Origin of the sequence: Bradyrhizobium sp. IC4060 (assembly GCF_020193715.1) — a bacterium.
Classification (GTDB): domain Bacteria; phylum Pseudomonadota; class Alphaproteobacteria; order Rhizobiales; family Xanthobacteraceae; genus Bradyrhizobium; species Bradyrhizobium yuanmingense.
On the sequence record NZ_JADYVJ010000023.1, the window covers coordinates 1 to 25030 of the forward strand.

Here is a 25030-nt window from a genome sequence, read left to right on the forward strand (position 1 = left end):
TGCGGCCCAAAAACTCCAGATTGCCGTCCGGCAGATAGCGCGCCAGATCGCCGGTGCGGTACAGCCGGTCGCCGTCCACAAAGGGACTGGCGATGAACCGCTCCGCGGTCAGCTCGGGCCGGTTCAGATAACCGCGCGCCACCCCCGCCCCGCCGACGTAGAGCTCCCCGACCGCGCCAAACGGAACCGGCGCACCATGACCGTCCAGCAGATAGACCACCGAATTCCGGATTGGTCGTCCCAGTGGCACCCGTTGCTGGCCATCGAAGCCAGCAGGCACCGGGTAGCAGAGACTGAAGGTGGTGTTCTCGGTCGGGCCGTAGCCATTTAAGATTCGCAGCGTCGGATGTCGCTTCTGACATGCTCTGATGGAACTGGCTGAGACCTCTTCGCCCCCGACCAGCAGTTGCTGCAGCCCACTGGTGCTCCGCCCCTCCCCGACATAGACGTCGAACAACCGCGCAGTCATCCAAGCGATAGTGATGCCTTGGTCTTGGATGATCCGGGCCAGCGTTGCCGTCGACTGATAGCGTTCAGGATAGAGCACAACACTGGCGCCGTTCGCCAAGGCTCCCCAGACTTCGAACGTGGTCGCATCGAATGTCGGCGAGGAAGCGTTGAGAAAAACGTCCTGCGGCGAGATCTCGACGAAATCGTTCTCCGCCACCAGACGCACCACTCCGCGATGCTCGACCATGACCCCCTTGGGGGTGCCTGTGGATCCGGAGGTGTAGATCACATAGGCGAGATGGCGTGAGGTCAGGCCAAGCGCGCGCGGGTCCGGATCCGACGCCGGCAGATTTGCCCACGCCGGCATGGCCGTCTCCAGATCCACCACGCTCACATCGGCCAGCGCATCGGCGCCCAGCGCGGATCGGCCGGCCGCATCGGCCAGCAGGAGCCGCGGCGCCGCATCGTCGAGAACCTGCCGCAGCCGCGCCGGCGGATAGGCCGGGTCCAGCGGCAGATAGGCGCCCCCCGCCTTGAGGATCGCTAAAAGCCCGACCACCATCGCCACGCTGCGCGCAACGCAGATCGCCACCGGCTGGTCCGGCCTGACCCCGAGCCCGATCAGATGATGCGCCAGGCGGTTGGCCCGCGCATTCAGCTCGCCATAGCTTAGCCGCTCCTCCTCATGGACCACCGCCACCGCGTCCGGCGCACGGCGAACCTGTGCCTCGAACAGCTCGTGGATGCACACGTCCGACGGATAGGCCGATGCCGTCCGGTTCAGCTCCTCCAGCAGATACGCGCGCTCGGCGGATGACAAGAGTTCAATCTGCCCCACCGGCTGCCGCGGATCTGCCTTCACAGCACATAGCAAATTTTGCAAATGCTGGGTCATACGGTCGATATGCTTGGGCTCCAAGCGACTTGCATCAAAGTGCCATCGGAAGCTCCCATCTAGAGCGCAAACCTCAAATGTTAACGCCTCACCGGGCAGGGCTGCCTCAGAAGTCGGGCTCGAAGCTAGGTCACAAGTGGCAGACTCGCCACTTACAGTAAGCATAACGCCAACCGGCCAGGGGCGGCGCAATCGTAACGCCTCCATACCGAGCAACGTTGGGCAGCGCGCGATAAGATCTCGCGCGAAGCTATCCTGCTCCTTCAGCTGAGCGAATTCGGCCGCCACCACCGTGCGCGCCTCTGCAAAATCATTGTCGAGATCGATGGTAATTGCCATCGGCACAACAGAAGCGACAAGCACCCCGAGCGCTTTCAAGCCCGCTCGCGATCCACTCGGCGCGGGAGTCCATCCCAATTGAAGCTCTAATTCTCCTGTGATGCGGGCTAGGTAGATCAGCCAAGCCGTTAGCAAGAATTCCGTGCGATTACTGGGAGACAGCTCAGCCAAAGCACCTGGAATTCGCCATGAACTCAACTGCCATCGAGGTGCAGCCAAAGCTACTGAAGACGACAAAAAAGAAAGCTGGGATGTTTTGAACTGTTCAAGCCGCCGTCGCCAAAAACTCTCACGAGGCGCCAACATTTCATGCGCAACCGTTATGCTCCGCGCCTCGTCATCGCTCAGAATCGGGAGGCGGTCGCCTACATGGGAATCAGAACGCCTCGCGAGTGCCCGCGCATCCAGAGCCTTACCATCCAAGCTGCTAAGCCAAACATCAACATCCTCTGTCCCTGTCGCCACACGCCAGTGGCTGGGGTGGATCTCAACTAAAGACCCCGCAGCAAAGCCCGAGCGCCGAGCCGTCACCTCCAAGCGCCTGACGACGATAACGTCATCGCCTACGAGAGCCTTGGACAACCCCAATGGATTGGTATGATACGGGCCAAAGTCTAAGGCGCGCGTCATCGCTTCCAGATCTTGTGCGGATCGATCCCATCGCAGACAGCCCGCAGCATCTGGGCGTCGACCTTTCGGGAAAAAGCTTCGGTCCGCTAGCGCTTGCGGACGAGCACTAAGCTCTCCATTTGTTAAGCCAGTTAGAAGCTCGCGGAAGCCATCGATAGCAGCCTCATAACATTTGAGATTCAGCGTCAGCGCAGTATCGCTCGTCGCAATCAACACTTGGCGTTGGACGACCAGCTCACCAGTATCAACACCGTGATCGATACGATGCCACGTGATGCCATGTTCGGTCTCTCGGGCAAGAAGCGCCCAAGACGTCGCATGAGTTCCGGCATATCGCGGCAACGGACCGTCGTGGTAATTGAAAGCGCCTCTACGCGCTTTCCCAAACACATCTGCTGGCAATATGAACGGATTGGCAACGGAAAATACCCACTCGACTGGCTCGGCGTTGAGCAGCGCAGATAGCTCTTCAATGCTCGTCACACACAAGATATCGGCGAGAGCGGCCCAATCGCGGAATATGGCGTCGGCACACAGCGCCGCCCGGATCCCGTGGCCCATCTCCATCGCTAGCTGAGCACATCTAATAGCTAGCGTACCACCACCAACAAAGATGCAAGAGCCAACCGGTGTAGCACGTTTCATCTGAACTCTTAGATAGGGGCTACGATGAAGCCGTAACGGATCACCCCGCATTTCAAGCAATCGACATACCAATGACGTACTGCGAGCGTTTCCTGAAGAAACAACGCGCGCCTCGCTCGGAATGCCGCCGTCGGACTTGGGACATCGATGTCCTGAACCAGACACAGCTCAGCACAACAATACGGACGTCATTGGCGACGATCACCGCATGGGCGTCCGCAAAGTCGTCGGAAGCTCTGCAACAGCCGCCGTCATGACCGCGCGTACAGCAGAATCTCCTTGGCGCTCACGTTAAGTAACGCACGCGCCAATGACCTTCTGCGAGCTCATTCTGAAGAAAACAATTCGCTTCTCGCCGGGTTGCCAGAATTTTGCCGTCGGGCTTGGGACATTAACGCCTTGAACCGAACAGAGCTCAACACAACAGCACGCGCCGTCAACAGCGACGACCACTGAAGAGGGCGGCGCCCGCGCCTTGCCCGAATTGCCTTTGCGAGCCAAAATGCTCGCCGCTGCTTTCTCCAGGTGGTCTGCTCGTCGAGTGAGAGCGGGTCCTGCGACAGGGATTCCGCTCGATGTTGCAAAGTTCGCCACGCATCGCGTTTTCGCAAACTGGCCGGGGCTCGACACTAAGTAGCGTTTTCGCTTAATGCCGCCCCGACGTCTGTGGCACGGCCCTTGCTCGTGAGGCGACGAAAGCGACGAAGAACGGGTCCACGGCCAATGTCGCAACCACAACTGACTCCTGATCTCTCACATCGGCGCATGCTGTTGACCCTTGGGTGCAGCGGCTTGGATGTGACTTGCGTGATCGAGGCACTCAGTCGAGACTGTGTCATTTTGATTCGTAATGTCTCACCGACCGAGGCGGACGGCCTCGTACATCAAATTGCCGGTGAACTGGGATTGCAAAAAAAGCTAGAGCTGGAGGCCGGCTTTTCCGATTTTCTTGGTCACCGACGGCGGATCAACAAATACTTCATGAGCGTTAATTCCCGGGATGATTATCAGTTTGTCACCCCGCATTCCGAAGGAGATAGAATATCTAATATGCAGTTGTCGTGCTTTTATTGCTTCGAGAATAGTAAAGACGGAGGAGAAACAATCCTATTGAACATCGACGACACAAGTGAGGCATGGGGACTTTTACGAGAAAAAACGACAAAAATATTACCTGGATCAAAACCATTGTCTCGGGGCATGATCACTCGTGCAAAAGCACTTTATCGTCTGAGCTCGCCGGATGACTATTTGGTACCAGATGACCAAATCGTAGCCGAGGTGAAATCCGAGATCCCGGGCCTTTTGCTGGCGATTGTTATGGCAAGGCCGAAAAAAAGCTTTTCCCTTCTCCTAGGGCGCGATGTGAATGTCCTTTGGGACAACATTGGTAGTGTTGACCAAAGCTGTCTTCACTTCTTCGTTCGGATGTTGCAGGAGCGCGGACTTCTCAAGTTCCCCCCGGACGGTTTTGAGTTGCACCAACTGGATCCCGTTAATGCGGGACGGAGCTGGTGTTCAGGCGCCGATTACGAGAAACTTTTTTGTGACGAGATTATTCTCAAGCTAAAACCAGGGGACCTTGTTATTCTGAACAACCTAACTTGGGCGCATGCAGTGAACAATTGGACATCGGCACCGGGCACTCGAAGGATAGCCGTGGCATTGGCCTAGCGTAGTCCCCACTTTTCCTGAAAGTTGAGTCGTGCTTCAAGGGTGCATGAGCAGCATCCCTGAGCGACAGCGATTAGCCTGACGAAGGAGTGACCTGCCACTGCTTTTCATCCAGCGGCAGTTAGAGTCTCGGGGTTTTTGCAGCGAGACCGAAGTTTAGCAGCGAGACCGAAGTTTGGACCACTCAGAACTAGAGTTTTGCGCCTCTGTGCAGCGAGGCCGATCTTTGGACCATTCAGAACTAGAGTTTTTCGCCGTGATCACGTTGGCGGGCTGGATGCGCCAACGTTGTTTTGCAGCAAAATCGGCGGTCGATTGCCGATCGCGCCATGGGGCCGCTCTTCATTGTAGTATCTGCGCCAAGTCTCCACTTTTTGTTGGGCGTCCGCAAGGGACAGGAACCAGTGAGCGTTGAGGCATTCGGCCCGGAAGCGGCCGTTGAAGGCCTCGATGAACGCGTTGTCGGTCGGTTTGCCGGGCCGCGAGAAGTCCAGCGTGACGCCGCGCTGGTAGGCCCACAGGTCAAGATCACGCGACATAAACTCGCTGCCTTGATCGATGCGGATCGTTGCCGGGAACCCCACTTCCTTGCAGGCCCTTTCCAACACCTCCACGACGTCGGTGCCGCGGAAGGTGAACCGCGGCGCCAGGGCCGGCGAGAAGCGGGAGAAGGTATCGACAATCGTGAGCACGCGCAGCTTGTGTCCGGTCGCCAATTGGTCATGGACGAAGTCCATCGCCCAGGTCTCGTTCGATCGTGTGGCCGGGCTGCGATCATCGCGCAGCTTGGCCTTGACCCAGCGCTTCGGCGTTTTGTTGCGTAATTGCAGGCCCAATTCGCGATAGATCCGCCGCGTCTTGTTCTGGCCATGGCGCCAGCCTTCACGACGCAGCAGGACGTGAACACGACGATAACCGTAGCGAATACGAACATGGCAGATCTCCTTTATCCTCTGTTCGAGGGCAGCCTGGCCGGGGCAACGGGATTCGTAGTGGTAGGTCGACCGATCGAACTCGAGGGCTTCGCAGGCCTTGCGGATCGAGACCTGCCACTCGCCACAGACCTCGTCGACCTCTTGCGCTTCCAGCCAGGCTTGATAGCTTTCGGCGGATCACGTCCTGCAGCATCTCCTTGTCGAGGCTGAGATCGGCGACCAGCTTCTTCAGCTTGCCGCTCTCCTCCTCGAGCTGCTTCAGCCGGCGGATCTCGGTCGGCAGCAGACCGTCATACTTCTTCTTCCAGATGAAATAGGTCGCCTGGCTGATCCCGGCCTTGCGGCAGATCTTCGCCAGGTCGGTGACCAAACCTGTCGCCGTCAACGTGCGCGGCGGCAGCTTTCAACGGTCCCATGATCGAGGCGGAAACGCCACGGCTGCATCCGGGTTAACAGGATTATCGACGGTTCGGGATTTGGGCGGTCGTGCGTTGCGTATTGAATTGTTTGGCGCAGAGCTGCGCTGGCGTTCATCGATCGACGATGAGACCGCTCGACACTCAAGCCTCCGCTCCAGATCCGCCAATCCTGCCTTACATTCGGCGACAACCGATTGGGCGCGAAGCAGCTTGACCTTGAGCTCGTCCTGTTGCCTGAGTACTTTCTCAAGATCATCGTTCTGCATTGACGCATTGACCATCTACAAGCACCGATGCATGCCGGCTCTCAAGCTTCAAGCACGCAGGCTTCGCATGTCGCAGATGCCCACCCTGAGTCATGGGCCGAAGAGATGCCAACGATCGTCCTGAGGACGCCTTTACGCTGGCGTTCTTTTTGAGAACCACATTTCGTTGCAAGCCCCCCCCTTAAAAACAATCGGCTTTTGCCCGCAAACCCGTCGACTTCGAATTTAGTAAGCGCTGAATAGCTGACGATATCCCTCGTAAGTTGGTGCAAACTGTCCTCCACAGTCGATCCTAGAACCCGGTGCGCGTTTTCGTACCTCTGATAGCAGACTGCACGATGCGCCAGGTTGTAGAGTGTATCACTTGCCGCTACGGGTGACACCAAAATGCCCTTGGGGGTAGTCGAATGACATGTAGTCTTTTGAAAAGGCTTCGTGACAACATGGACCGTTCCGCTGAAGCCATCCCAAAACAAATTATTCGGAGACTATTTTGAATATGACGGCACCTCGATCATCATTCTTCGCGACACTTGCTGTTCAGCCACCTGATGCGCTTCTCGCGTTGATACAGATGTTCGATGCAGATCCTAGGCCGCGAAAGCTAGATCTTGGTGTGGGAGTCTACCGGGACGAAACCGGCGCTACGCCTGTTATGACGGCGATCAAGGCTGCGGAAGCGCAACTGCTCGATAAGCAAGTAACGACGGGGTATCTCGGACAGGAAGGCAATCTCGAGTTCCTTGAGGCGATCGCGGGCCTTACTTTTCTCGCAAAGCGACGCCAGTGACTGGTTCGCCATCCAGCCCCCCGGGTGGATGCGGAGCACTGCGTTTGGCGTCCCAGCTTGCTTCGACGGCGCGATCCTCCGCCCGAATAGGGATGGGGACACCAACTTGGCCCAATCATCAGCAGATCTTTAAAGCAGCCGGGTTAAAGGTCGTGCCGTACCGCACGTTCAACTCCAGTTATGGGCAGTTTGACCTTGAAGCGACGATGCAGGCACTCGGTGCGGCCGAATCCGGAGATCTCGCGCTGTTGCACGCCTGTTGCCACAAATCCGACCGGAGCCGATCCAATCGCCACGCAATGGCGGGAGATTGCCACGGTGCTGGCGGCCCGAGGCGGTCTCGCAACCGGCCTCGAGGAAGATCTCATTGGCTTACGAATTGTATGTAAGCGGAGGCTATGAAGCTAGGCAGAATCGCGGGTATCGACTGCGACTTCGACATCATGACGTTGTGGCCTTATTCGCACCTTCGGTGAATCCCGCATCCTGCCACGAAATATGCGGCAGGACCCTTGATTGACGGGCCGCTCTCATCCCGATCGTCGCGCTATAAATCAGGTTCGCGCGCAGGGTTGAGGCGAAGATCACGATGACTCCTCACACCTGGCCGTTCCCGCCTCTTCGGTCATTCACAACGAACATAGATTGCAAGATGTTTCTCATCGTAGGCGACCAACCATATCGCCTAGCGTCGGGACCTATATCTAAGTTCGACTCGTGGAAGCGCGATCCGCGCGTTCGGCGTCAATGCTCATTTATCCAAATCCGCATTTCGCCTTCGCCGCGGTTAGCCCAGCTGAACCACGGAATGAATGTCAGCCGCTGCGGTTCTAGCTGTCCAGGCACTTTGTCGTAGTGATAAAGCGCCGCTTCTTCAGAATGCGTGTGTTGCAACCGCGCCCCGTCGGCCTGCAGCAAAATTTTGCCTTTAAAGAGGCCAGTTCCTTCCATAAGGGAAAACCGGCTGTCTGAGTGAAGACAAACGTTGTGTAACTCGGTCCCGTTGTCGGCCTCCTCCAGACAATAAATTAAGGGGCCACGCTGGATGGCCACCTTGCCGGCCAAATTGCGAAGTTGTGGATGGCCGTATACCCGACGCACTTGCATCGGCAGCGATAATTTGACGCGATCTCCCTGCTGCCACGTTCGGCGAATGTGCAAATAGCCCTTGCGCGGCTCGCAATTCACAGGCTCGCCGTTCAGGCTCGCCTGCGGCGCGTTGCACCATTCTGGCAGGCGCAGGGCGAGCGTGTGGGCAATTGGCGGCGCAGATTCGACGGCGATTTCCACCTCTTCTCTCCAGGGATAGCTGCCGCTTATGACCAACCGCAGCGCATGTCCGTCGACGGATATTGCTACCCTATTACCAACGTAGAGATTTACATAGAGCGCATCGGTGCTGGGCGTGTAGATGTAATGACCAATGGATGTGAAAAGGCGCGCGATGTTCGGTGGACAGCAGGCGCAACCAAACCAGCGTCGTCGCACCGGCGAGACGTGATTGTAGATGCCATTAGACCTCAGCGTTTTGGGATGCACTTCGAGCGGGTTAACATAGAAATAGTGACGCCCGTCGAACGCGATACTGCCGAGAACGGTGTTGTAGAGCGCGCGCTCCATCACATCGGCATAGCGACTGTCCAGTTCCATCTCCAGCATACGGCGCGCGAACATAATCAAGCCAATCGAGGCGCAACTTTCCGCGTACGCCGTATCATTCGGCAAATCGTAATCGCTGCTGAACGCTTCGCCGGCACCTTGCGAGCCGATGGCTCCGGTAATATAGATCTGGCGCTGGACCATGTTTTGCCATAGCCGGAGGCAAGTTTGGCGCTGCTGCTCGTTCTGGCGCAGACGCGCGAGATGAGCTACTGCCGTCATTAGGTACACAAAACGAACCGCATGACCTGTTGCAGTCCGCTGCTCCGAAAGCGGCAGGTGCGCTTGGCTATACGCTTTGTTTTTTATCATCCAAGGCGTGCCGTCGGATTTCGGGACGCGGGATTGCTGGCGCTTCTCGTACTCAGTGTCGTAGAAGTGCGGCTCCGTGCCGCGTTGCTCCACGAAATAATCGGCTAGTGTGAGATATCGTCGCTCCTTTGTCGCTTCGTGGAGGCGTGCCAACGCAAGTTCGATTTCCGGATGGCCATCATAGCCGTGTAATTGATCACGCTCCGGACCAAAAACTGTGTCGATATGGTCAGCAAGCCTGCAAACGACTTCCAGCAATCGCCGTTTGCCCGTCGCCTGGACGAACGCGACACCCGCTTCAATCAAGTGGCCGGCGCAATAGAGCTCGTGGCACTCCGCTAGGTTGGTCCAGCGCTCCTGAGGCGCGATTAGTATGAAATAGGTGTTGAGATAACCGTCGTCGCATAGGGCGGCCGCAATCAATTCAATCAGCTCATCGGCGGCTTTCTCCAGCTCTGGATTTGGTGCCTGGCATAGCGACCACGCAGCCGCCTCAAGCCATTTTGCGACGTCACTGTCCTGGAAAACCGCGCCACGGAACTCGCCGCTCGCACGTCCGGCGGCAAGGCGGAAGTTTTCTACCGCGTGGCTTGGTATCGCCTCGGGATCACGATCGTTCAGCACCTCCCATTGGTAGGGAATTGCCACGTCCCTGACCAGTTGCTGGCATTTCCCAATCAGCGGATCCGAAATCTCTAAGTCGTGAAGATCGACTTCCGCTACGTTCCGATCATTCATTCGTGCCTCCTTGAAGTCTGGCGAACGGACGCGCTAGCCTGGCAAGCCACCTCACCACGAATGCTTTGTTGGTTTAGGCCATGCGGCCGCACAATCGTATTCTCGTTGCAAGCGACTCCAACGACAGAAATGGAGAGGTTGCCGTACGGCATTGCACTCACGGAAATGTTGACGGCAGTCGCGTTCGAGGAGCGGGACAGCAATTCCCGTGCCGCGAATGAAGTACGGTTCTTTTGTCAACTAGATCTGCGGCTCCGAGCTAGGAGGTCGATACGATCGCCGGCACCGGATTTGCCAGTCGTGGTAAACTCCCGCGCTGCTGCGAGGCTGCGAGGCTGATCGATCCTGCTATACGAGTGGTTGGCTTTCGCTGGGTCAGATGATGGCTAATGGTACTCGGAGTGGCGAACTGATTCTAGGACCTCCACCTTGCGCGGGAATGTCCGGTTTATAACAATTCTTTTCATGACACTTAGAAGGTAGAACGGCGCCTATGGCAACCGGAGCCGTTGCTACGCGCGATCAAAGGAGAAACTAATCTGCTACTCCTCAGCATCGTCACGGGGGCAAAGCGCAAGCTCAACTTGCCCGAAGAGCGCGGATGTTCGATCGGGAAAAGTAAGTTGTCGCGCGTATGCGCTTCCACCGAATAAGCCGCGACGGAGCGGCCCGAAGCTGTCGAGACCGGCTTGCTCGTCGGCTTCGGGTAGGACCGAGTATGAGTTAGAGGATATCTCTTGCGCATCGAGCTGCAGGTTGATTTGGCGCTGCAAGGCAGATAGCAGCCTGGGTAACCAAGAGCTGACTTGGATCTCCCAATTGTCAGCAATTCCCCATTGGTATGGACCGTTCCTCTCGAATGCCAAGAAGGTAAGTCTGGCGGAGGGCATTCGCTGGCGATTGAAGCCCACTCCGATCTTGCAGCCCTGGCCGATTCGGCCGTTATCGTCTCAGCATTGAATAAGCGCTTCGACGCCCGGCCGTCCTGGCGGATCTGTCTCTCGAATTGCGCGCCGGCGAGTTCGTGGCGCTCCTGGGCCGCAGCGGTTCTGGAAAGAGCACCTTCTTGCGCGTGCTCGGCGCGCTCGACAAAGAAGTCGAAGGATATATCCGGGTCCAACGGCGCCGCGCCGTGGTGTTTCATGATCCACGGCTGATGCCGTGGCTGCCTGTCCTGTTTTTTGAGGCACGAGGCGCGCGGAAAAGGGGATCGGGCCTACTTGCAATCTTCTTGGTGGTAGCCTGCCTCGCCGGCTTCACGGCGACCACACCAGTGGCGTCTCAAGACAGGAAGGCGACGGACCTCGCAGCTCAACTCGCCGCGGCCGTTCCGCCTCGGACGCGACTTATCGTGGCTGAGCAGCAGAGCCAGGCATCCGCGGTCTGGGCGTTGTCCGGTGTAGACAAGTCACTGCCGTATGCCATCACATTTGCAAACTTTAATGGTGGTTCGGCCGTGCTCGAGGCTCTGATCTCCGGGGCGGTCGATATCGGCTATATCGGCGAAGCGCCACTGCCGATCGCAGTCGGCGCAGGCGTCAAAGACCTCGTTGCAATTGCAATTTATGCCAATCCGGGAAGCCCTGAGAACTACTACCTGGTGGCACAGCCGGACAGAGGCATCAAAGCGGTGGCCGATCTTAAAGGGAGGACGGTCGCTTATCCTCCGGGTTCTGGTCGTCACATGGTGCTGGCCAGCATTCTTCATGCCAACGGTCTTGACCTCGGTGCGTCATCAGTAAAGGGCGTGCCACTCGCCGGAACTGAAGTCGCGCCGAGTTTCGCGTCCCGATCGGTGGATGCGGCGATCGTCGTCGGAGGTCAATATTTTCGGATCGGCAAGCCACCGATTATCGCCGATGGCCACGGACATAACTGGGGCGTCAACGTCATACTCACCCGGAAGGCCTTGCTTGATGACCCCGCGAAAACCGCCGCAATTGCTGACTTCGTGCGCCGCGCGGTTGCGTTCTACAACTGGCAAGGCGCAAACCCGGACGCGTGGATACGCGCCAGCTACGTTAAGCAGGAAGGCCTCACCTTCGAACAAGGCAAGTGGTTGGACGATGCTGCCGGACATGGCGCTACCCGATCGATGCGAAGTCCATCCAGGTCTTCCAGCAGATCTCGGATGGCTTGTTCGCCACCGGCGCGCTCAAACAGAGAATCGACATTGCGCCATATGTCGATGGCCGGTTCAACGCGATTATCGCCTGGCAGAACAACGCCGACGGCGTGACACGCCCTTTCGAGCAGCCGAAAGCCACTGAGAGGGTCGGTCAATGATCCGTGCCGCGCACGAACACGGACCGCACCGGGAAAATCCGCTGTCCCTGACTTCAGTCTCTCGAAGGCTATCGAACGAACCTACCTGGCAAAGGAGCCACTATGGTTACGTCAACTCTTCAAAAGCCCACCTCGCCCTTCTGAAATACTCCGGCAGCGGTCCCGCGCAGTATTGCCGTTCATCCGCTCACCGGCCACATCGGCGCGGAAATCGGAGGTGTAAACCTGAAAGAGCCGCTGCACCCGCTCGTGCTCGAAGAACTGAAGGCCGCGCTTATCTGCGGCATCGTCGCTTGTCGCCAAGGTGGCCGGTATCGACGCGGAGGTCGTTTATCTCTTCCGCTGGACTGCAGGCACGCGACTGGCGACCCGGAACACCTGCTAGCGTGGCGATACTTGTCTTGCGACATACAGCGACGGGTGTTCGATTTTACTTCGTAGGAAGGATCACAACGGGCAACCTGTTCTCCCAGGCTTTGACAAACGCGAGGATCTCGTCCGCGGCGCTCCTGCGCGAATGAATGAGAATCGCGTCAACTCCCGCGTCTGCCTAAGCGTGAGCGCGCGAGATGGCTTCCTCCATGCTCTGCCCGGCGACCAACGCCTCAATCCCGGCCACAAGGACCAATTCGTCGTCGACCGCATCCTTCACGGCGCGCAAGCGGACAATTCATCTACATCGGCGAGCACATATCCTTCGCCAACAAACGAGTTTGCTGGAGGAATACTCAGTGGCAGATCAGATCACTGCGAGCTTACGTGCCAAGGCGACTTTTGCGCGCTTAGAGCCTCGCCGGTCGGCGACGTCCTTCCCCCAGCGCTACGCTTTCAGAAACGCGTGATGTGCGATAGTAGAGCGTTGGCGGCTTCAAACAATTCTGTACGCACTATCTCGTCGCTGCCCAGCGTAATCCTGCCCATAATGTCCTTTTCTCCCGATTGGTATATCTTTGGCGTGAGCCCAAACAGCGCGCCTGCCTCTTTGCCATCTTGTAGGCCTGGCACTCGCGCCCGGATAACTCAGTCGCTGCGCCCAGAGGAGAGGCGAAATTTTAGCATCGGCATGGGCTGTCAACGAGCGGGAAGCTTTACGTCCTGCTCTCTGGTGGCCATGCGCGCGAGATCGACTCGTTCGTACGGGGCGTTAGATGCCATCATCAACCTGACCATGGAAACGTGATGAGGAGAGACAGGCAGCATCAGTTTGTCACTGACGGCCCCTTCCGAACGGCTGTCAAGTCGCTGGAAGAGCAGCTACTTCGACAAACGATACTATTTCCCATTGGCAACCGCCGTCTACATGCGATGCTGATGGCCCAGGCGCCTCTATCTCCAGTCAGTTTGGCCGGTCTCGGCAGCCTTCAGCTGTTGACTCTTCGCACGATGATAGAGCCTCCTGGCTCTTTGGCTGGCCAATAGATGGGTCATTCCAATTAGGCGGCGTCTGTCTGAGGATATTCAAAACGAAAAAATCGAGGAGCTTGAGCAGACTGTAAGACCCGGGCGTTCCGTGATCCGCACCTGGCACCACAAGCATGTCGAAGTATTTTCCTGCTCGAATAAGCCGGTCAGCTAGTTGAAATGTAGAGGATGGATCGACATTGCGGTCCAATTCGCCCACGATGAGCAGCAACTTGCCTTGCAATCTATGAGCGTTGTCGACCGAGGAAGACTGCGAATATTCAATACCGACCGGCCATCCCATCCACTGTTCGTTCCACCAGATCTTGTCCATACGATTATCGTAGCAACCGCTATTGGCGACGGCCACCCTATAAAAATCGGAATGAAAGAGCAGTGCGCTCACCGCGTTTTGACCGCCGGCCGAGCCACCAAAAATGCCGACATTCGAGATGTCGTACCACGAAAACTCCGCGCTCGCCGCCTTGTGCCAAAGGATTCGGTCGGGAAAGCCAGCATCTCTCAGGTTTTTCCAGGCAACGTCGTGAAACGCACGCGACCGATTGTTCGTGCCCATTCCATCGATTTGAACGACGACAAATCCAAGCTGTGTGAGCGGCTCCACGACAGGCGAGAAAGACTTCGGAACGAAAGAACCGGTCGGGCCGGCGTAAATCTTTTCAATGACCGGATATCGGCGGCTTCGGTCGAAGTTGATCGGGAGATGAATAATCCCCCATATTTCGGTCTCGCCGTCCCGGCCCTTTGTATGGAACGTCAGTGGCGGCTGCCAGCCAGCGGCTACGAGCGCGGAAATATTGGTGCTCTCGACCTGCACGAGCTCCGAATTGTCAATGGTTCGGTACAACATTAGGCGCGGCGGGAGATCGCTGCGTGAGCATAAGTCTAGATAGTAGCGGCCGTCTGGCGAGAACTTGACGTGATGATTCGCCCTTTCGGGCGTGAGCGACGTCAGTCCCGTGCCATCGAAGTTGATGCGGTAGGCGTGGAGGAAATACGGATCTTCCCCTTTATTCATTCCGCTTGCACTGAACCAAATCTGGCGCTTGATAGGATCTACGTAATGGACGGAACGGACTACCCAAGCTCCACGTGTGATCTGGTTTTTAAGCTCGCCAGTGTATCCATCGAACAGGTACAGATGCTCGTATCCATCGCGTTCTGAGGCCCAGATGATCTCCCGCCCGTCCTCAACGTCGTACCGGAAGGTCTTGCCAGTATTCGACTGGTCCATTCTTAGGGGCTGGTAATCGATGAACGTCTTGCTGCGCTCGTCGATCAGAGTTCGAACGGTGCCTGTGGCCGCCTCGACCTCGGCGAGCCGGTAAAGCTGATGGCCTCGCTCATTGTACTCGAAAGTGAATCCGCGGCTGTCCTTCCACCATCGGATGGGAGAGAGGTCATAGGGATTTGGGAACAACGCATTGTCGATTGCGATCTCGCGACGATCACCGACGTCGAAAAGCACCGGCTGTGGCAGTGCCAGAGCATCGCCGGGCTTCGGGTAAGTCATCGTCCAGTGTCTCGGTTGGCGCTGGTCGCGTGGGGATGATTCGATGTAATGAACCTCCCTCTTGTGGTCCGGACGGACGCGGTAAGCTGCGAGGCGACGCGAGTCTGGAGACCAACTCAGCGTCGAAAACGCGTAGTAGTTGCCTTCAGATCCGTCCCAAGTCAAACGAATCTCCTTCGAGCCCTCCTTGCTGAGCAGGAACAGGTTGTAATCCTTGGTATAGGCGAGCCATTTCCCGTCAGGCGACACGCTCGCCCTCTTAGGATCATTCTCCACAGATGGCGTATCATCGTATGGGCTCTGCTGGTCGATTGCGGAAAGCTTTGTCTCGCTCGAGCACGCGTAGTTTATAAGTTCGCAGCTCCAAGCTGTATCCTCAATCTCAAAACTTATTATGCCACCATCGTCAGCGAGCTCAAAACGGTCGAATGGCAGATTATCGGCATTAGCATCTTTGTGGCCCAAGCGATTCAGCGCAGAAGCTAGCTTCTTATGATCGAAAGCTGCCTGTTTTCTGCCGTTGGCAACATTCACGAGTACGAATTGGCGCTTGCCGTTGCTCGTCAATCGATAGGCGAACGACGCACCATCTGCGAGCCAGAACGGTACCTCCGGAGCATTGATCATCAGTCTGGCATGCTGATCGTTTATCGTGAGCGCTCGATTGTAATCGGAAGGACGCAGGACCTCGTTTTCTGCGTTCCCGTTGGACCCGTTCACGGCAGCCGCCTCCAGCTGAGCTAAGACAGCGACCATCAAAGCGCCGATCTTATACATGACGCCGCGCTTATGCATGACTTGGTCGGCTGTCCTCATTGTGCGGGACACCGCCCGCATGTCGAACCTGACAGAAGCAGAAATCATGCCGGCGAGGCGCAATGTGTATCCGTCTGGTCTTTAGATGTAGATGTCGTCTAAATGACGTTGCAGTGAACGCCAATGCGCCCCGCGTGTCTGAACTCGGACACGGTGAACCAGCGAGACTTCACTGCCTATACGATCCTCAATCGCTATGATCGCCGCCACTCTAGAGATTGGTCTAAAGCAATGAGGAAGATGCATTTATCGAGCACGCACCTGCATCGATAGCCGAAACAAGAACGGCATGATGTTTGCCTCACCTTGGGGGGACTCTTTCATCAACATGCTCATTCCTACCCTTCTCTAAGGACAGCGTCCGGAGGATTCAGCGCCAAACTCTGTTCGGAGAACTCTTTTGCTATCGCAAGGCGCTCGGCAGACGGGAAGTCGTAGTTGTCATTCGCCGGATTAAAGAGTTGGCGCAGCGCCCCTTCCATCCACAGCTCGCAGTGTTTGTCGACGCGCATCCCGAACAAATTGACTCGTAACCGGCAAACGGTCTGCAAGACGCGCACTTTTTCGAAGCAACGGATCCGCATGGAGCACGCGGAAGCTAAACTCACCCGGCATTAGGTGTTTAGTCCCGGCATCTGCTGGAGCGGATTGAGCTTGAATCGTTCTGGCTGGGATGTCCAGCATTTGCAGATGTATTCGTAGGGCGTGAGGCCCTTCAGGGTCTTCATCCGCCAGATAACCGCGCTCGACTAGAGCGATCGAACATGAATGAGGCGGTTGGCCTTACGGCGCGCGTGCGAGTACTTCCACTCGACCGAATGCGCGGTGCGCCTGCGATAGCTCTCGACGTCCACCTCAACGATGGTGGGTTGGTGAACGAGGCGATCGATGGCGGCGAGCGTCATGGTGGGGTCGCCGAAACAAAAGTCCCCCTATTCGTAAGCGGGTCGTGTCTCACGTCACGATCACGGACCCGCATCATTTTCTGTTTGAGCACCGGCTGAAGTATCGAAGGAGCGTTCGGACGCGGTCCAGCCTACGTCTCCTCCGGAGTGCAAAACCTGGACCCTAATTGAATCGGAAGTTCTTGGCCGTTCATGGGTGCTGGGACTATTGACGGTAAGCGATTCAATGCAAGCCAGACGGCGATCCTTGAGAGTGTGTCGTCGCCGCTTTCAGCGGGCGGCCATGACGGCTGAATGCCGGAAGGAGCTGGCGCTCGTTGGCTCTACCGTTTCCGTGCGAATCAATCGTCAGAGTAGTAGCTTCAGCTTCAGAATATGGAAAAGACACAGCAGCGAGACGTCTCATAGCAAGCTGCAACAAGTTGAGCTGACGTATCAAGTCTCAGCCCAATCTATGTGAGCAAATTGTCGTTATCGCGCGCCGGGCCAGTCTGGTTCGTGGGCAGATGCGGCTTTATCTGAGCCCATCGCTTGTGGTTGAGCCAGAACAGCCCTTTGCGCATCGAAGTCCCCGCCGAATCAACTCGGTGCGAAGGAATCAGAGTTCGCTAATTAGGTACAGACCTAGGAGGCGCCGGCCGAGCGATGGCTCATTACCGGCGCCGCTTTTCAAGGCGCTGGTCGGCATGCGAGGTCTGTGCCGACTTCCCTTGCAGCGCGCTGCCTGAGTATCGAAAGGTCTTCAGCCCACTGCCACTTTGCCTCCACTGAGAAGTTCTCAAAGCTGCCGAGGGCTGCACGAGCTGATGTTAGTCAGCGTTGGTGAAAGTAACAAGTGACGAGCTGATCGTGCTCCACTTCACCCACCATCGACAAGCCGCCGATGTGCATAGATGTAGATGAGCGCATCCTGGCGAGCACTTTCGATAGGAGTGGCGGGCCCATGTCCGCCGTTGAAATCCTCATAGTAGAAATACGGCTGGCCAAGCGCACGCAGCCTCGCGGCTGCCTTGCGGCCGTGTGCTGGATGTACGATGTCGTCGTTAGTCGCGCTGAGAATGAACGGAGCCGGATAGGTTCTGCCTGGCACCAGCTTCTGATAAGGCGAGTAACGCTGGATCCATTCGCGTTGGTCGGGAATGGCGGGATCGCCATATTCACCCCTCCAGAGCGCGCCCAATGTCAGCTTGGTGAACCGAAGCATGTCGAACAACGGTACTTGCGCGATCGCTGCATTGAAGAGATCGGGGCGCTGGGTCAGCGCGGTTCCCACCAGCAGGCCTCCTTGGCTGGCGCCGAACACTCCCAGCCGGCCCGGACTAGTGACCTTCCGCCTGATCAGGTCCTCCGCAACTGCGATGGCGTCCTCCCATGTGCGCTGCTTCGATGCTCCTTGGGCAGCCTCGTGCCAGTGCCGCCCTAGCCCGCCGCCGCCGCGCAGGTGCGCGACGACATATGCGTTGCCCTGTTCGAGCCAGAGTCGTCCCATGACCCCATCATAGGACGGCAGCTCGGGAAGCCCAAAGCCGCCATAGCCATAGAGAAGAGTAGGAAGTGAACCGTCGAGACGGGCGTTACGGGGCCGCACCAAAAAGTAAGGAATACGCGTTCCGTCGCGCGAGGTCGCCTCGAATTGCTCAACGAGAGACGCGTTGAAGCTTTCACGCGCGACCTTCAAGGACTCAAGGTGTTCGGTCTCGGCGTCAAAGTACCAGAGTGATGTCGGCTTAAGGTAATTGGAGACGGTGAACACTACTCGATCGGAAGTATCGGAAGCGGTTAACAGGCTGACATCCGCATTCTCTGGAAGTGCGATCGACGTGACCCGCCAAGTGCCGCGGTCGTACTTGTAGGTGAATGCCTTGCCCTGAAGATTGTCAAGGACTGTGAGTATCAACAAGCTCTTGCTGATGTGGAAGCCGCGGAGTTCCTGTCGAGGCCCGGGCTGAAAGACAAGCGAAGGCCTGGCATGCAGCGGATCCCGCTTCCATTCCGCCAAATCATACGAGATTATCGAGCCGGCCCTGAAGCCGGCGCCACCGAACGGCGCCCAATCTTCATCGAGGTCATTATCAAGTTTAACGAGCAGGCGGCCAGCGGTGATGCCGCCGATCTCCGCGCGCTTGGGCAGACGGAGCTTGATTGGCCCCTTGGGTCCCAGGAGTATATACTCCCGCTCATCGCGGCTCGTGACTCGTATGGCGCCGGTCGCATGGACCGCGCCCTCATTGTCTCGCAGCACGAATGGCTCAACCCTATAATCGGTCCGTTCGCCGCGAAAGACCTCGCGTGCTTGCGCGAGCGGCTGAGAGCGCTTGACCTCCTTCAAGACGAAGGGATGACCGGCACGTGTCATGGTGCCTTTGCCCCAATCTCGCGCCACCAGAATAGTATCGCGGTCTACCCAGTCGACATCCTGCTTTCCCTCAGGGAGATTGAAGCCGGTTTTGACAAAGGCCTTCATATCTTGGTCAAACTCGCGTACAAATGCAGCTTCCCTTCCGCCATCGAAAAGTTTGACCAAGCACAGCCGCTCTTCGGGCTGCAGGCATCTGGTGTCTGTGTGGTTAAACACCCAATTCTTCTTCTCCTTCGGAGCTAACGCGTCCACGTCCAGAATAGTTTCCCATTGCGGCTCTTTGGTGCGATAGCTATCAAGCGTGGTACGACGCCAGATGCCGCGCACGTGCTTCTTGTCTTGGGTGAAATTGTCTAGGCCGCGCCGTCCCAAGGAAACCTTCGGGATGTCGTCTTGGGCGTTCGTGATGGCGAGCGCGTCCTGGCGGAAGCGCTCATAGCGCCAATCCGATTGTAGGATCTGTAGTGTCTTACGGGTCTCGTTGCGAGCCCACCTCAATGCGCGCGGCGCCTTCCTCTTCTCAAGCCAAAGAAAAGGATCACCTGCCGGCACGCTGGCCACTAAGGCATGGGAAAACGCCGGGGAGAACAAGCAAGTCATGGAGAGTGATGCGGCGAGGAGGAGCGACTTATTTAGGGGCATGTCCTGGACTGGGTTGGCCGGCCAAGCTCTTGCGAACTGGACGGAAGCTACGAAGGGTTGGATTCGGTCTCAAAGAGTCACATGGGAGATCGCGTCTGCGACTTGCCTGAACTCAGCAAGAGGCGGGCCAATCAAAGCAGATGGAATCTCCAGTCGCCCGAGGCAGAGAAGCACCTGAACTTGGTTTCAAGCACGACAATCCCACCAACTTTGTCGGTATCGTCTCAAAACGGCAGTCCCGGCCTTGTTGAGCACATAACCCGGAAGGCTCTTTGCAATTCAGTCGGCGATAGACTTCATCGAGACCGATATTGGGTCACGCCGGAATACAGACGGTCAGCAGTTCACGGAGCTTGTTTTGCGCGGCCACCTCGATTGAACCAGCTTGGTTTTGAAGCCGAACGGGCGCAGACTGGTCTAACCAATAGCGTTCTTGGTTAGGTTCATATGGTCCAGATTAAGGTGCCACACCGTGTCGGGCAGATGGGAGCGCGTCGGATCTATGAAGTGCTCAGGGATCAGATCCTAGGGCGCGTATACGGCTCGAATGGCTCGCTGCCCTCGTCCCGCGCTCTCGCCGAAGAGCTGGGAGTATCGCGCGGGACGGTGACGGTCGCATACGAACAATTGGCGGCTGAGGGATTCATCGAGACCCGCCATGGCGCCCGCCCACGGGTCGCAAAGGCTGTCGTCGGGACCGGGCGCAAAGGCACGAAAGCACGGTCGTCTACACGCAAGGCACGAGTCTCGCGGTATGGTGAACGTTTGCGACAGGTCGTCGCACGCTCAACCGAGCAACCTCGTAATCTCGTTGCCGACTTTCGCTATGGTGATCTCTCACCTTTGGACTTTCCCGTACTAGCATGGAAGAGAGCCGTAACCGCTGCGATCACGCAGCGACCCCGAACCTTGACTTACGATGATCCACGTGGCTCGCTGCGCCTGCGGACGGCACTACAGGGCTATCTCTGGCGTTCGCGGACCGTACGATGCGAGATCGATCAGATCATCGTCGTCAACGGGTCACAGCAAGGGCTCGATTTGTGTGCTCGGCTGCTGCTTGACGCTGGAGATCGGTTCGTCATGGAAGATCCCGGCTATCCTATGGCGCGGCACATCCTCTCGGCGACCGGAGCTATTGCGGTGCCAATTCCGGTCGACGCAAACGGGCTGGACACGGCGAGGCTTGCAAGGGCCGAAGCTCGTCTCGCTTACGTAACGCCCTCGCACCAATTTCCACTTGGCGGTGTCATGCCGATCGGGCGGCGGCATCAGTTGCTCGCCTGGACCAAGAAGGTTGAGGCCTACGTGATCGAAGACGACTACGATAGCGAGTACCGCTACGACACGAAACCTGTGCTCCCGCTGCACGCTCTCGAAGAGAGCGAGCACGTCATCTATCTTGGGACCGTCTCCAAGACACTCTCGCCTACCTTGAGGATCGGCTATGTCGTGGTGCCTCCTGAACTGCAGTTCGCGTTCAGCGCCGGCAAGCAGATCATGGACCGGCACACATCTCTCATCGAGCAAGAGGCACTAGCGACGATGCTCGATGCGGGCGCCTACGACAGCCATGTCAGGCGCATGCGGCGGCGCAACGACGAGCGCCGGCGAGCCCTGATCGAGGCATTGCGGCGGAGATTTGGCGACCGAGTCCGAATCGAAGGTGACGCTGCCGGCTTGCATCTGGTCGTTTGGTTCGACGATCTGCCCAAGAAGTCCGAAGCAGCATTGATCGAAGCAGCCCGCGCAAAGGGGGTTGGCATCTACCCCATCTCGCTCCTGTACGATCAACGTCAGCCGGACCGCCGGCGCGGACAAAACCTCGTCGGGCTCATCTTGGGTTATGCTGCGCTGGAGGCTCATCAGATTGAGCGTGGGTGCCAGCTCCTGGCGCAAGCGAGGGACCAGTTTCGTTCACGGTGATAACTGCGAAACAACTGGACCAGCGAAATCGTGACGAACTGGCCTTTCTAAACGTAGCAGGCTTGGGCTATTCCGGAGCGGAGAACGGAGAACCGCTATGTACGTGCCCCCCGCCTTCCGGGATGATAACATCGAGAACATCCGATCGACCATCAGCTCCGCACGCTTGGCGAACCTAATCACAGCCACGGCAGAAGGGCCGCTCGCAACACCACTTCCGCTATTCCTGGACCCGATGGAAGGCGAACGGGGAGTCCTGTACGGCCACCTCGCCAAGGCCAATCCGCAATGGCGCGCGGCTCCGATCGGCGAAGCCCTGGCCATTTTCATGGGTCCGGAAGCTTACGTGACCCCCTCATGGTACGCCACCAAGCAGGAAACCGAAAAGGTAGTGCCGACATGGAACTACATCGCCGTCCATGCTTACGGTCCGGTTGAGTTCTTCGAAGATAACGAACGTCTGCTTGATGTAGTTACCCGATTGACGAACATCCATGAGGGCTCACGGGTGACACCTTGGTCTGTCAGCGACGCTCCGGCAGACTTCATCGGCGCCCAGCTGCGTGGGATTGTCGGCATCCGCATTCCTGTCACCAAGTTCGAGGGCAAGCGCAAGATGAGCCAGAACCGTCCTCTTGCCGACCGTATCGGTGTCGTCACCGGCCTTGCTGCGAGCCAAGAACCGCGCGATCAGGAAGTCAGCATCATGGTCCCAACGCTGGCCTGAGCCACGACGCTTCAGACCGCAACGCCAGGCCGACCTGTGTTCGGGTACCAGTTCTTCATTTTCCTGGCAGCGGCGATGCTCGTGGCCGTCACGCCGGGACCTCGCATCTTCTCTATCGTCGCGTGAACGCTTGCTGGCTGCAGGGGTGAAGGTTTGGCGTCGAGCTTCGGTCTAGGGTTTCGGTGGGCTTGTTCACGTACCGGCTGGCGCCGCCTGCCTCACTGCCCTCGTCATGGCGAGCGCGGACGCGTCAAAGCGGCCTGGTCTTATAATGCCAGCAATTGCACCTACACCACCCAAGGCGCCATCGGTGGCACGTCATCCTATGGCAGCGTACCAAGCTTCACCAAGCTCGCCAGCGCGAAATTCCTCTCAATCGTTGGGATCGCCGTATCTGGTAGATGCCAACGCGACGCTACACTGATGGACTCTACCCGTTGAAGATCGCCGCCAACTTTGGTGCGCGTTGACGAACGGACCGGCCGACCTCAGGGAAGGGTTCTCCAGCGACTTTGCGATACCGCGGAGCCTTCCGATCGCCGCGTCAAGCTCTTCGATCAGATCTTGCCGGTTTTCTTCTTTTCTCGCGTTCATGGTCTTCAATTGAGCGCTGACCTCCTCGCAATGCCTGGACGGCAACCTGGGGGCCTGCTTTTGATGGTCCTGGGAGTTGTCTTAAGCTCGAGCCGCGTGCTGCGACGTCGTGTTGAGCCAAGTAGCCGACGGAGCTGCACCGGCGGTATAAGGCCCCAGCCGCAGGGCTGATTCGTGGCTAGGACCAGTCTACTCGCATCCATCGCTGGCGGATGCTCCCTCTCTAAAATCGGCGGCACGCCTTGTTCGATTTAGTTTCCGCTCGGATCGGCGGCCTTCCTCAATCGCGCACGTGGTGGTGCTCGCAGCCGGTGGATGGTACCGCCTCCGATCTCGCAACCGCAGTTGACTTCAACAACGTCGAAGCAGCAGTTAGCCGGCGGGTTATGACAGCAAACCTGCCACATGCTCCTCGTCGCCGACGGCGCTAAGGACATTCAGTTGAAGAGCCGCCCAGCATCGGGATGATGTTTCGCGGGGAGCGCCCGCGCGTTGAGCCTAACCCAAGACCAGAGACAAATCTGAACCAACGCCCTGGAGACCAACAAATATTTTGGACCCGCGTTTTGCAAGCTCACGTCGATGTTTGGAGAGCGCTCGGCCCGAAGCTCTCAAGTGAAAGCTGATACGCCGCGATGCGGAACTTAGTTCGGGGCTGCTCAGCTGCCAGGCCGCCTGAGTGGAGTTGCTCATGAGTACTGAGCGAAATCCCGACCCTGTGATCCTGTTGTTCGCGATTGCCGTGATCGTCGCCGCCTTCGCGGCATTCGTCGCGACGTTTGAGCGGGTTGGGAGCACCACAGCTGGGGGCGAGGCTCCCTCCCCGACCACGGGGCTGGGCAAGCCTCGCCGCCTCTTGAGCGGGCACCCGGCCAATCAGTAAGGAAGTAAGCACCCCACCTGAACCGACAAAAGGTGTCCATCCTTGTGCTGCGGCATCAGACCCGCAACCTGGCCCAAGTCGACCGACTTTCGAACGAAGTGACCCGCAACGACGACCCCTCCGGTGTCAACGGGTCCTTCCACGTTTACACTGCCCTCTTTTTTAGCTTGTACGATCCTACCTCCGATTGCATACTCTTCCCGTTCTCGCCTGCATATTGTTTCAATAGTGATTGTTCGAGGCAGTAATGAGTAACCGAGGTCAAGTTTACAACTATTCGGCTATTCTGCGTCAACGGGTCGAGGGGCTTATCGCACTATTTGGCGAACTGCAGGCGCTCCGGCGACGCCTGCGAGCCGCTAACGCGAGAAGGATTGGTCGGCGTATCCAGAAGGCCGCGCGGAGAAGAAGAGTTGTTCGGCGGTGATAGCTACCGTTCAATGCAACGATCGCCCGTCCCCGCTTCGACATTGATACGAAGCCGGGTCAGGTCGCTTCACGAGCAGCTGCCGTCTGCAGCCATTGGCCGGAACACCGAAGCATTGGAGCAACAGTTTCCCGGCACTTTGACCAGTGCGCGATTCTTAATTTGCGCCGCGTGGGCGACTCAGACCCGCTCTCTGTACGAAGCAGACAGAATGGGGCGGCGGAATGATTGTACGCGCGGCGGCCATTGTTGCGTTGCTGCTGATGCAGCTGGGGTCCGAAGCCTTCTTCGCGTCACCACAGGCCCACAACTCGCATATCTTGCAGCGAGGTCAGATATTACGTCGCGAAATATTCGGCACCGGTGGCATCGCAATCTCACCGCGTGCCGAAGCGAGCGGCTCGAGCTTAAGATGGAGAGCATCCCCAGCATCATCAGCAGTGCGCCGAACCAAGTTGCCGTCCGGCTCGCCGCTTGTGCTGAAGCGCGCTACACTGGGCAGGATACCTGACGCGCCGGTGTGACGGAAGAGTCCAGGCGACGGTATAGCCGAGTGGCCACACGTACAAAGGTTCCGCGCGTCTGCGCTTACTTTGGCGCTGCTTTACACGAACATTCGACTAGGATGACAGGCTCCTTTGGGATGGGACTGTCATCATGCGGTACAGGGTGCTCGTGGTGGACAGCAGCAGGCGAGTGATATGCGCCGCGAAGCTCGACTGCGTCGACGAGAAGGCTGCGAGATGTCGGGCCGAGCAAATGTATGGCGAGCACGACG

General features: G+C 57.7%; 13 protein-coding genes and 4 pseudogenes. 7 read left to right on the forward strand and 10 right to left on the reverse strand.

The window, feature by feature from the left end; translation table 11 throughout:
• On the reverse strand, nt 1–1723 hold a 1723-nt coding region (locus I6F16_RS35225), incomplete at its 3' end, for an amino acid adenylation domain-containing protein (RefSeq protein WP_225174498.1).
• Between the two features lie 807 nt (nt 1724–2530).
• Between I6F16_RS35225 and I6F16_RS37875 the strand changes: the two genes are divergently transcribed.
• Together I6F16_RS37875 and I6F16_RS35235 are read left to right on the forward strand one after the other, a co-directional pair.
• On the forward strand, nt 2531–2779 hold the full coding sequence (locus I6F16_RS37875; RefSeq protein WP_249785722.1) for a hypothetical protein: 249 nt from the start codon (nt 2531–2533) through the stop codon (nt 2777–2779).
• A 987-nt stretch (nt 2780–3766) separates the two neighbouring features.
• Nucleotides 3767–4633 carry a hypothetical protein gene (locus tag I6F16_RS35235; RefSeq protein WP_225174481.1) on the forward strand — a complete coding sequence of 289 codons (867 nt, stop codon included), beginning with the start codon at nt 3767–3769 and terminating at the stop codon, nt 4631–4633.
• A gap of 260 nt (nt 4634–4893) precedes the next feature.
• On the opposite strand, the pseudogene I6F16_RS35240 reads toward I6F16_RS35235, so the two are convergent.
• Nucleotides 4894–5926: pseudogene (locus tag I6F16_RS35240) on the reverse strand (IS3 family transposase); the annotation flags it as partial.
• An 826-nt stretch (nt 5927–6752) separates the two neighbouring features.
• On the opposite strand from I6F16_RS35240, the gene I6F16_RS38125 reads away from it, so the two are divergent.
• A complete protein-coding gene (locus tag I6F16_RS38125; protein WP_276573579.1) occupies nt 6753–7043 on the forward strand; it encodes an aminotransferase class I/II-fold pyridoxal phosphate-dependent enzyme in 291 nt (96 codons plus the stop codon).
• Between the two features lie 744 nt (nt 7044–7787).
• Here I6F16_RS38125 and I6F16_RS35250 read toward each other — a convergent pair.
• Nucleotides 7788–9752, reverse strand: coding sequence for a beta-L-arabinofuranosidase domain-containing protein (locus I6F16_RS35250; protein WP_225174482.1), 1965 nt, complete (start codon nt 9750–9752; stop codon nt 7788–7790).
• A 994-nt stretch (nt 9753–10746) separates the two neighbouring features.
• On the opposite strand from I6F16_RS35250, the gene I6F16_RS35255 reads away from it, so the two are divergent.
• Nucleotides 10747–11991 carry an ABC transporter substrate-binding protein gene (locus I6F16_RS35255; RefSeq protein ID WP_225174499.1) on the forward strand — a complete coding sequence of 415 codons (1245 nt, stop codon included), beginning with the start codon at nt 10747–10749 and terminating at the stop codon, nt 11989–11991.
• Nucleotides 11992–12149: 158 nt separating this feature from the next.
• Here I6F16_RS35255 and I6F16_RS35260 read toward each other — a convergent pair whose 3' ends face one another.
• The 7 genes and pseudogenes from I6F16_RS35260 to I6F16_RS35295 all read right to left on the reverse strand — a co-directional run bounded on the left by I6F16_RS35260 (nt 12150) and on the right by I6F16_RS35295 (nt 19614).
• Complete coding sequence (locus I6F16_RS35260; RefSeq protein ID WP_225174483.1) at nt 12150–12341, reverse strand: hypothetical protein; 192 nt, start codon at nt 12339–12341, stop codon at nt 12150–12152.
• Nucleotides 12342–12777: 436 nt separating this feature from the next.
• Nucleotides 12778–13013 (reverse strand): annotated as a pseudogene (locus I6F16_RS35270) (transposase); the annotation flags it as partial.
• A gap of 361 nt (nt 13014–13374) precedes the next feature.
• Entirely contained in the window at nt 13375–15750 is a 2376-nt protein-coding gene (locus I6F16_RS35275) for a S9 family peptidase (protein ID WP_225174500.1), read from the reverse strand.
• Nucleotides 15751–16127: 377 nt separating this feature from the next.
• Nucleotides 16128–16271 carry a hypothetical protein gene (locus I6F16_RS35280; RefSeq protein WP_157784027.1) on the reverse strand — a complete coding sequence of 48 codons (144 nt, stop codon included), beginning with the start codon at nt 16269–16271 and terminating at the stop codon, nt 16128–16130.
• 132 nt (nt 16272–16403) lie between these two features.
• Nucleotides 16404–16520, reverse strand: a pseudogene (locus I6F16_RS35285) (IS481 family transposase); the annotation flags it as partial.
• A gap of 18 nt (nt 16521–16538) precedes the next feature.
• Nucleotides 16539–16709: pseudogene (locus tag I6F16_RS35290) on the reverse strand (ATP-binding protein); the annotation flags it as partial.
• 844 nt (nt 16710–17553) lie between these two features.
• On the reverse strand, nt 17554–19614 hold the full coding sequence (locus tag I6F16_RS35295; RefSeq protein WP_225174484.1) for a prolyl oligopeptidase family serine peptidase: 2061 nt from the start codon (nt 19612–19614) through the stop codon (nt 17554–17556).
• Nucleotides 19615–20142: 528 nt separating this feature from the next.
• Here I6F16_RS35295 and I6F16_RS35300 point away from each other — a divergent pair.
• The 3 genes from I6F16_RS35300 (at nt 20143) to I6F16_RS35310 (ending at nt 23825) form a co-directional block, all read left to right on the forward strand.
• Nucleotides 20143–21621, forward strand: a complete 1479-nt coding sequence (locus tag I6F16_RS35300) for a PLP-dependent aminotransferase family protein (RefSeq protein ID WP_036015987.1) — start codon at nt 20143–20145, stop codon at nt 21619–21621.
• A 97-nt stretch (nt 21622–21718) separates the two neighbouring features.
• The gene (locus tag I6F16_RS35305; protein ID WP_036015989.1) at nt 21719–22348 is read left to right on the forward strand and encodes an FMN-binding negative transcriptional regulator; all 630 of its coding nucleotides are present in this window, start codon (nt 21719–21721) and stop codon (nt 22346–22348) included.
• 1285 nt (nt 22349–23633) lie between these two features.
• Nucleotides 23634–23825 (forward strand): hypothetical protein, encoded by a 192-nt coding sequence (locus I6F16_RS35310; RefSeq protein ID WP_225174485.1) that lies wholly within the window; start codon nt 23634–23636, stop codon nt 23823–23825.
• Nucleotides 23826–25030 lie beyond the last annotated feature (1205 nt).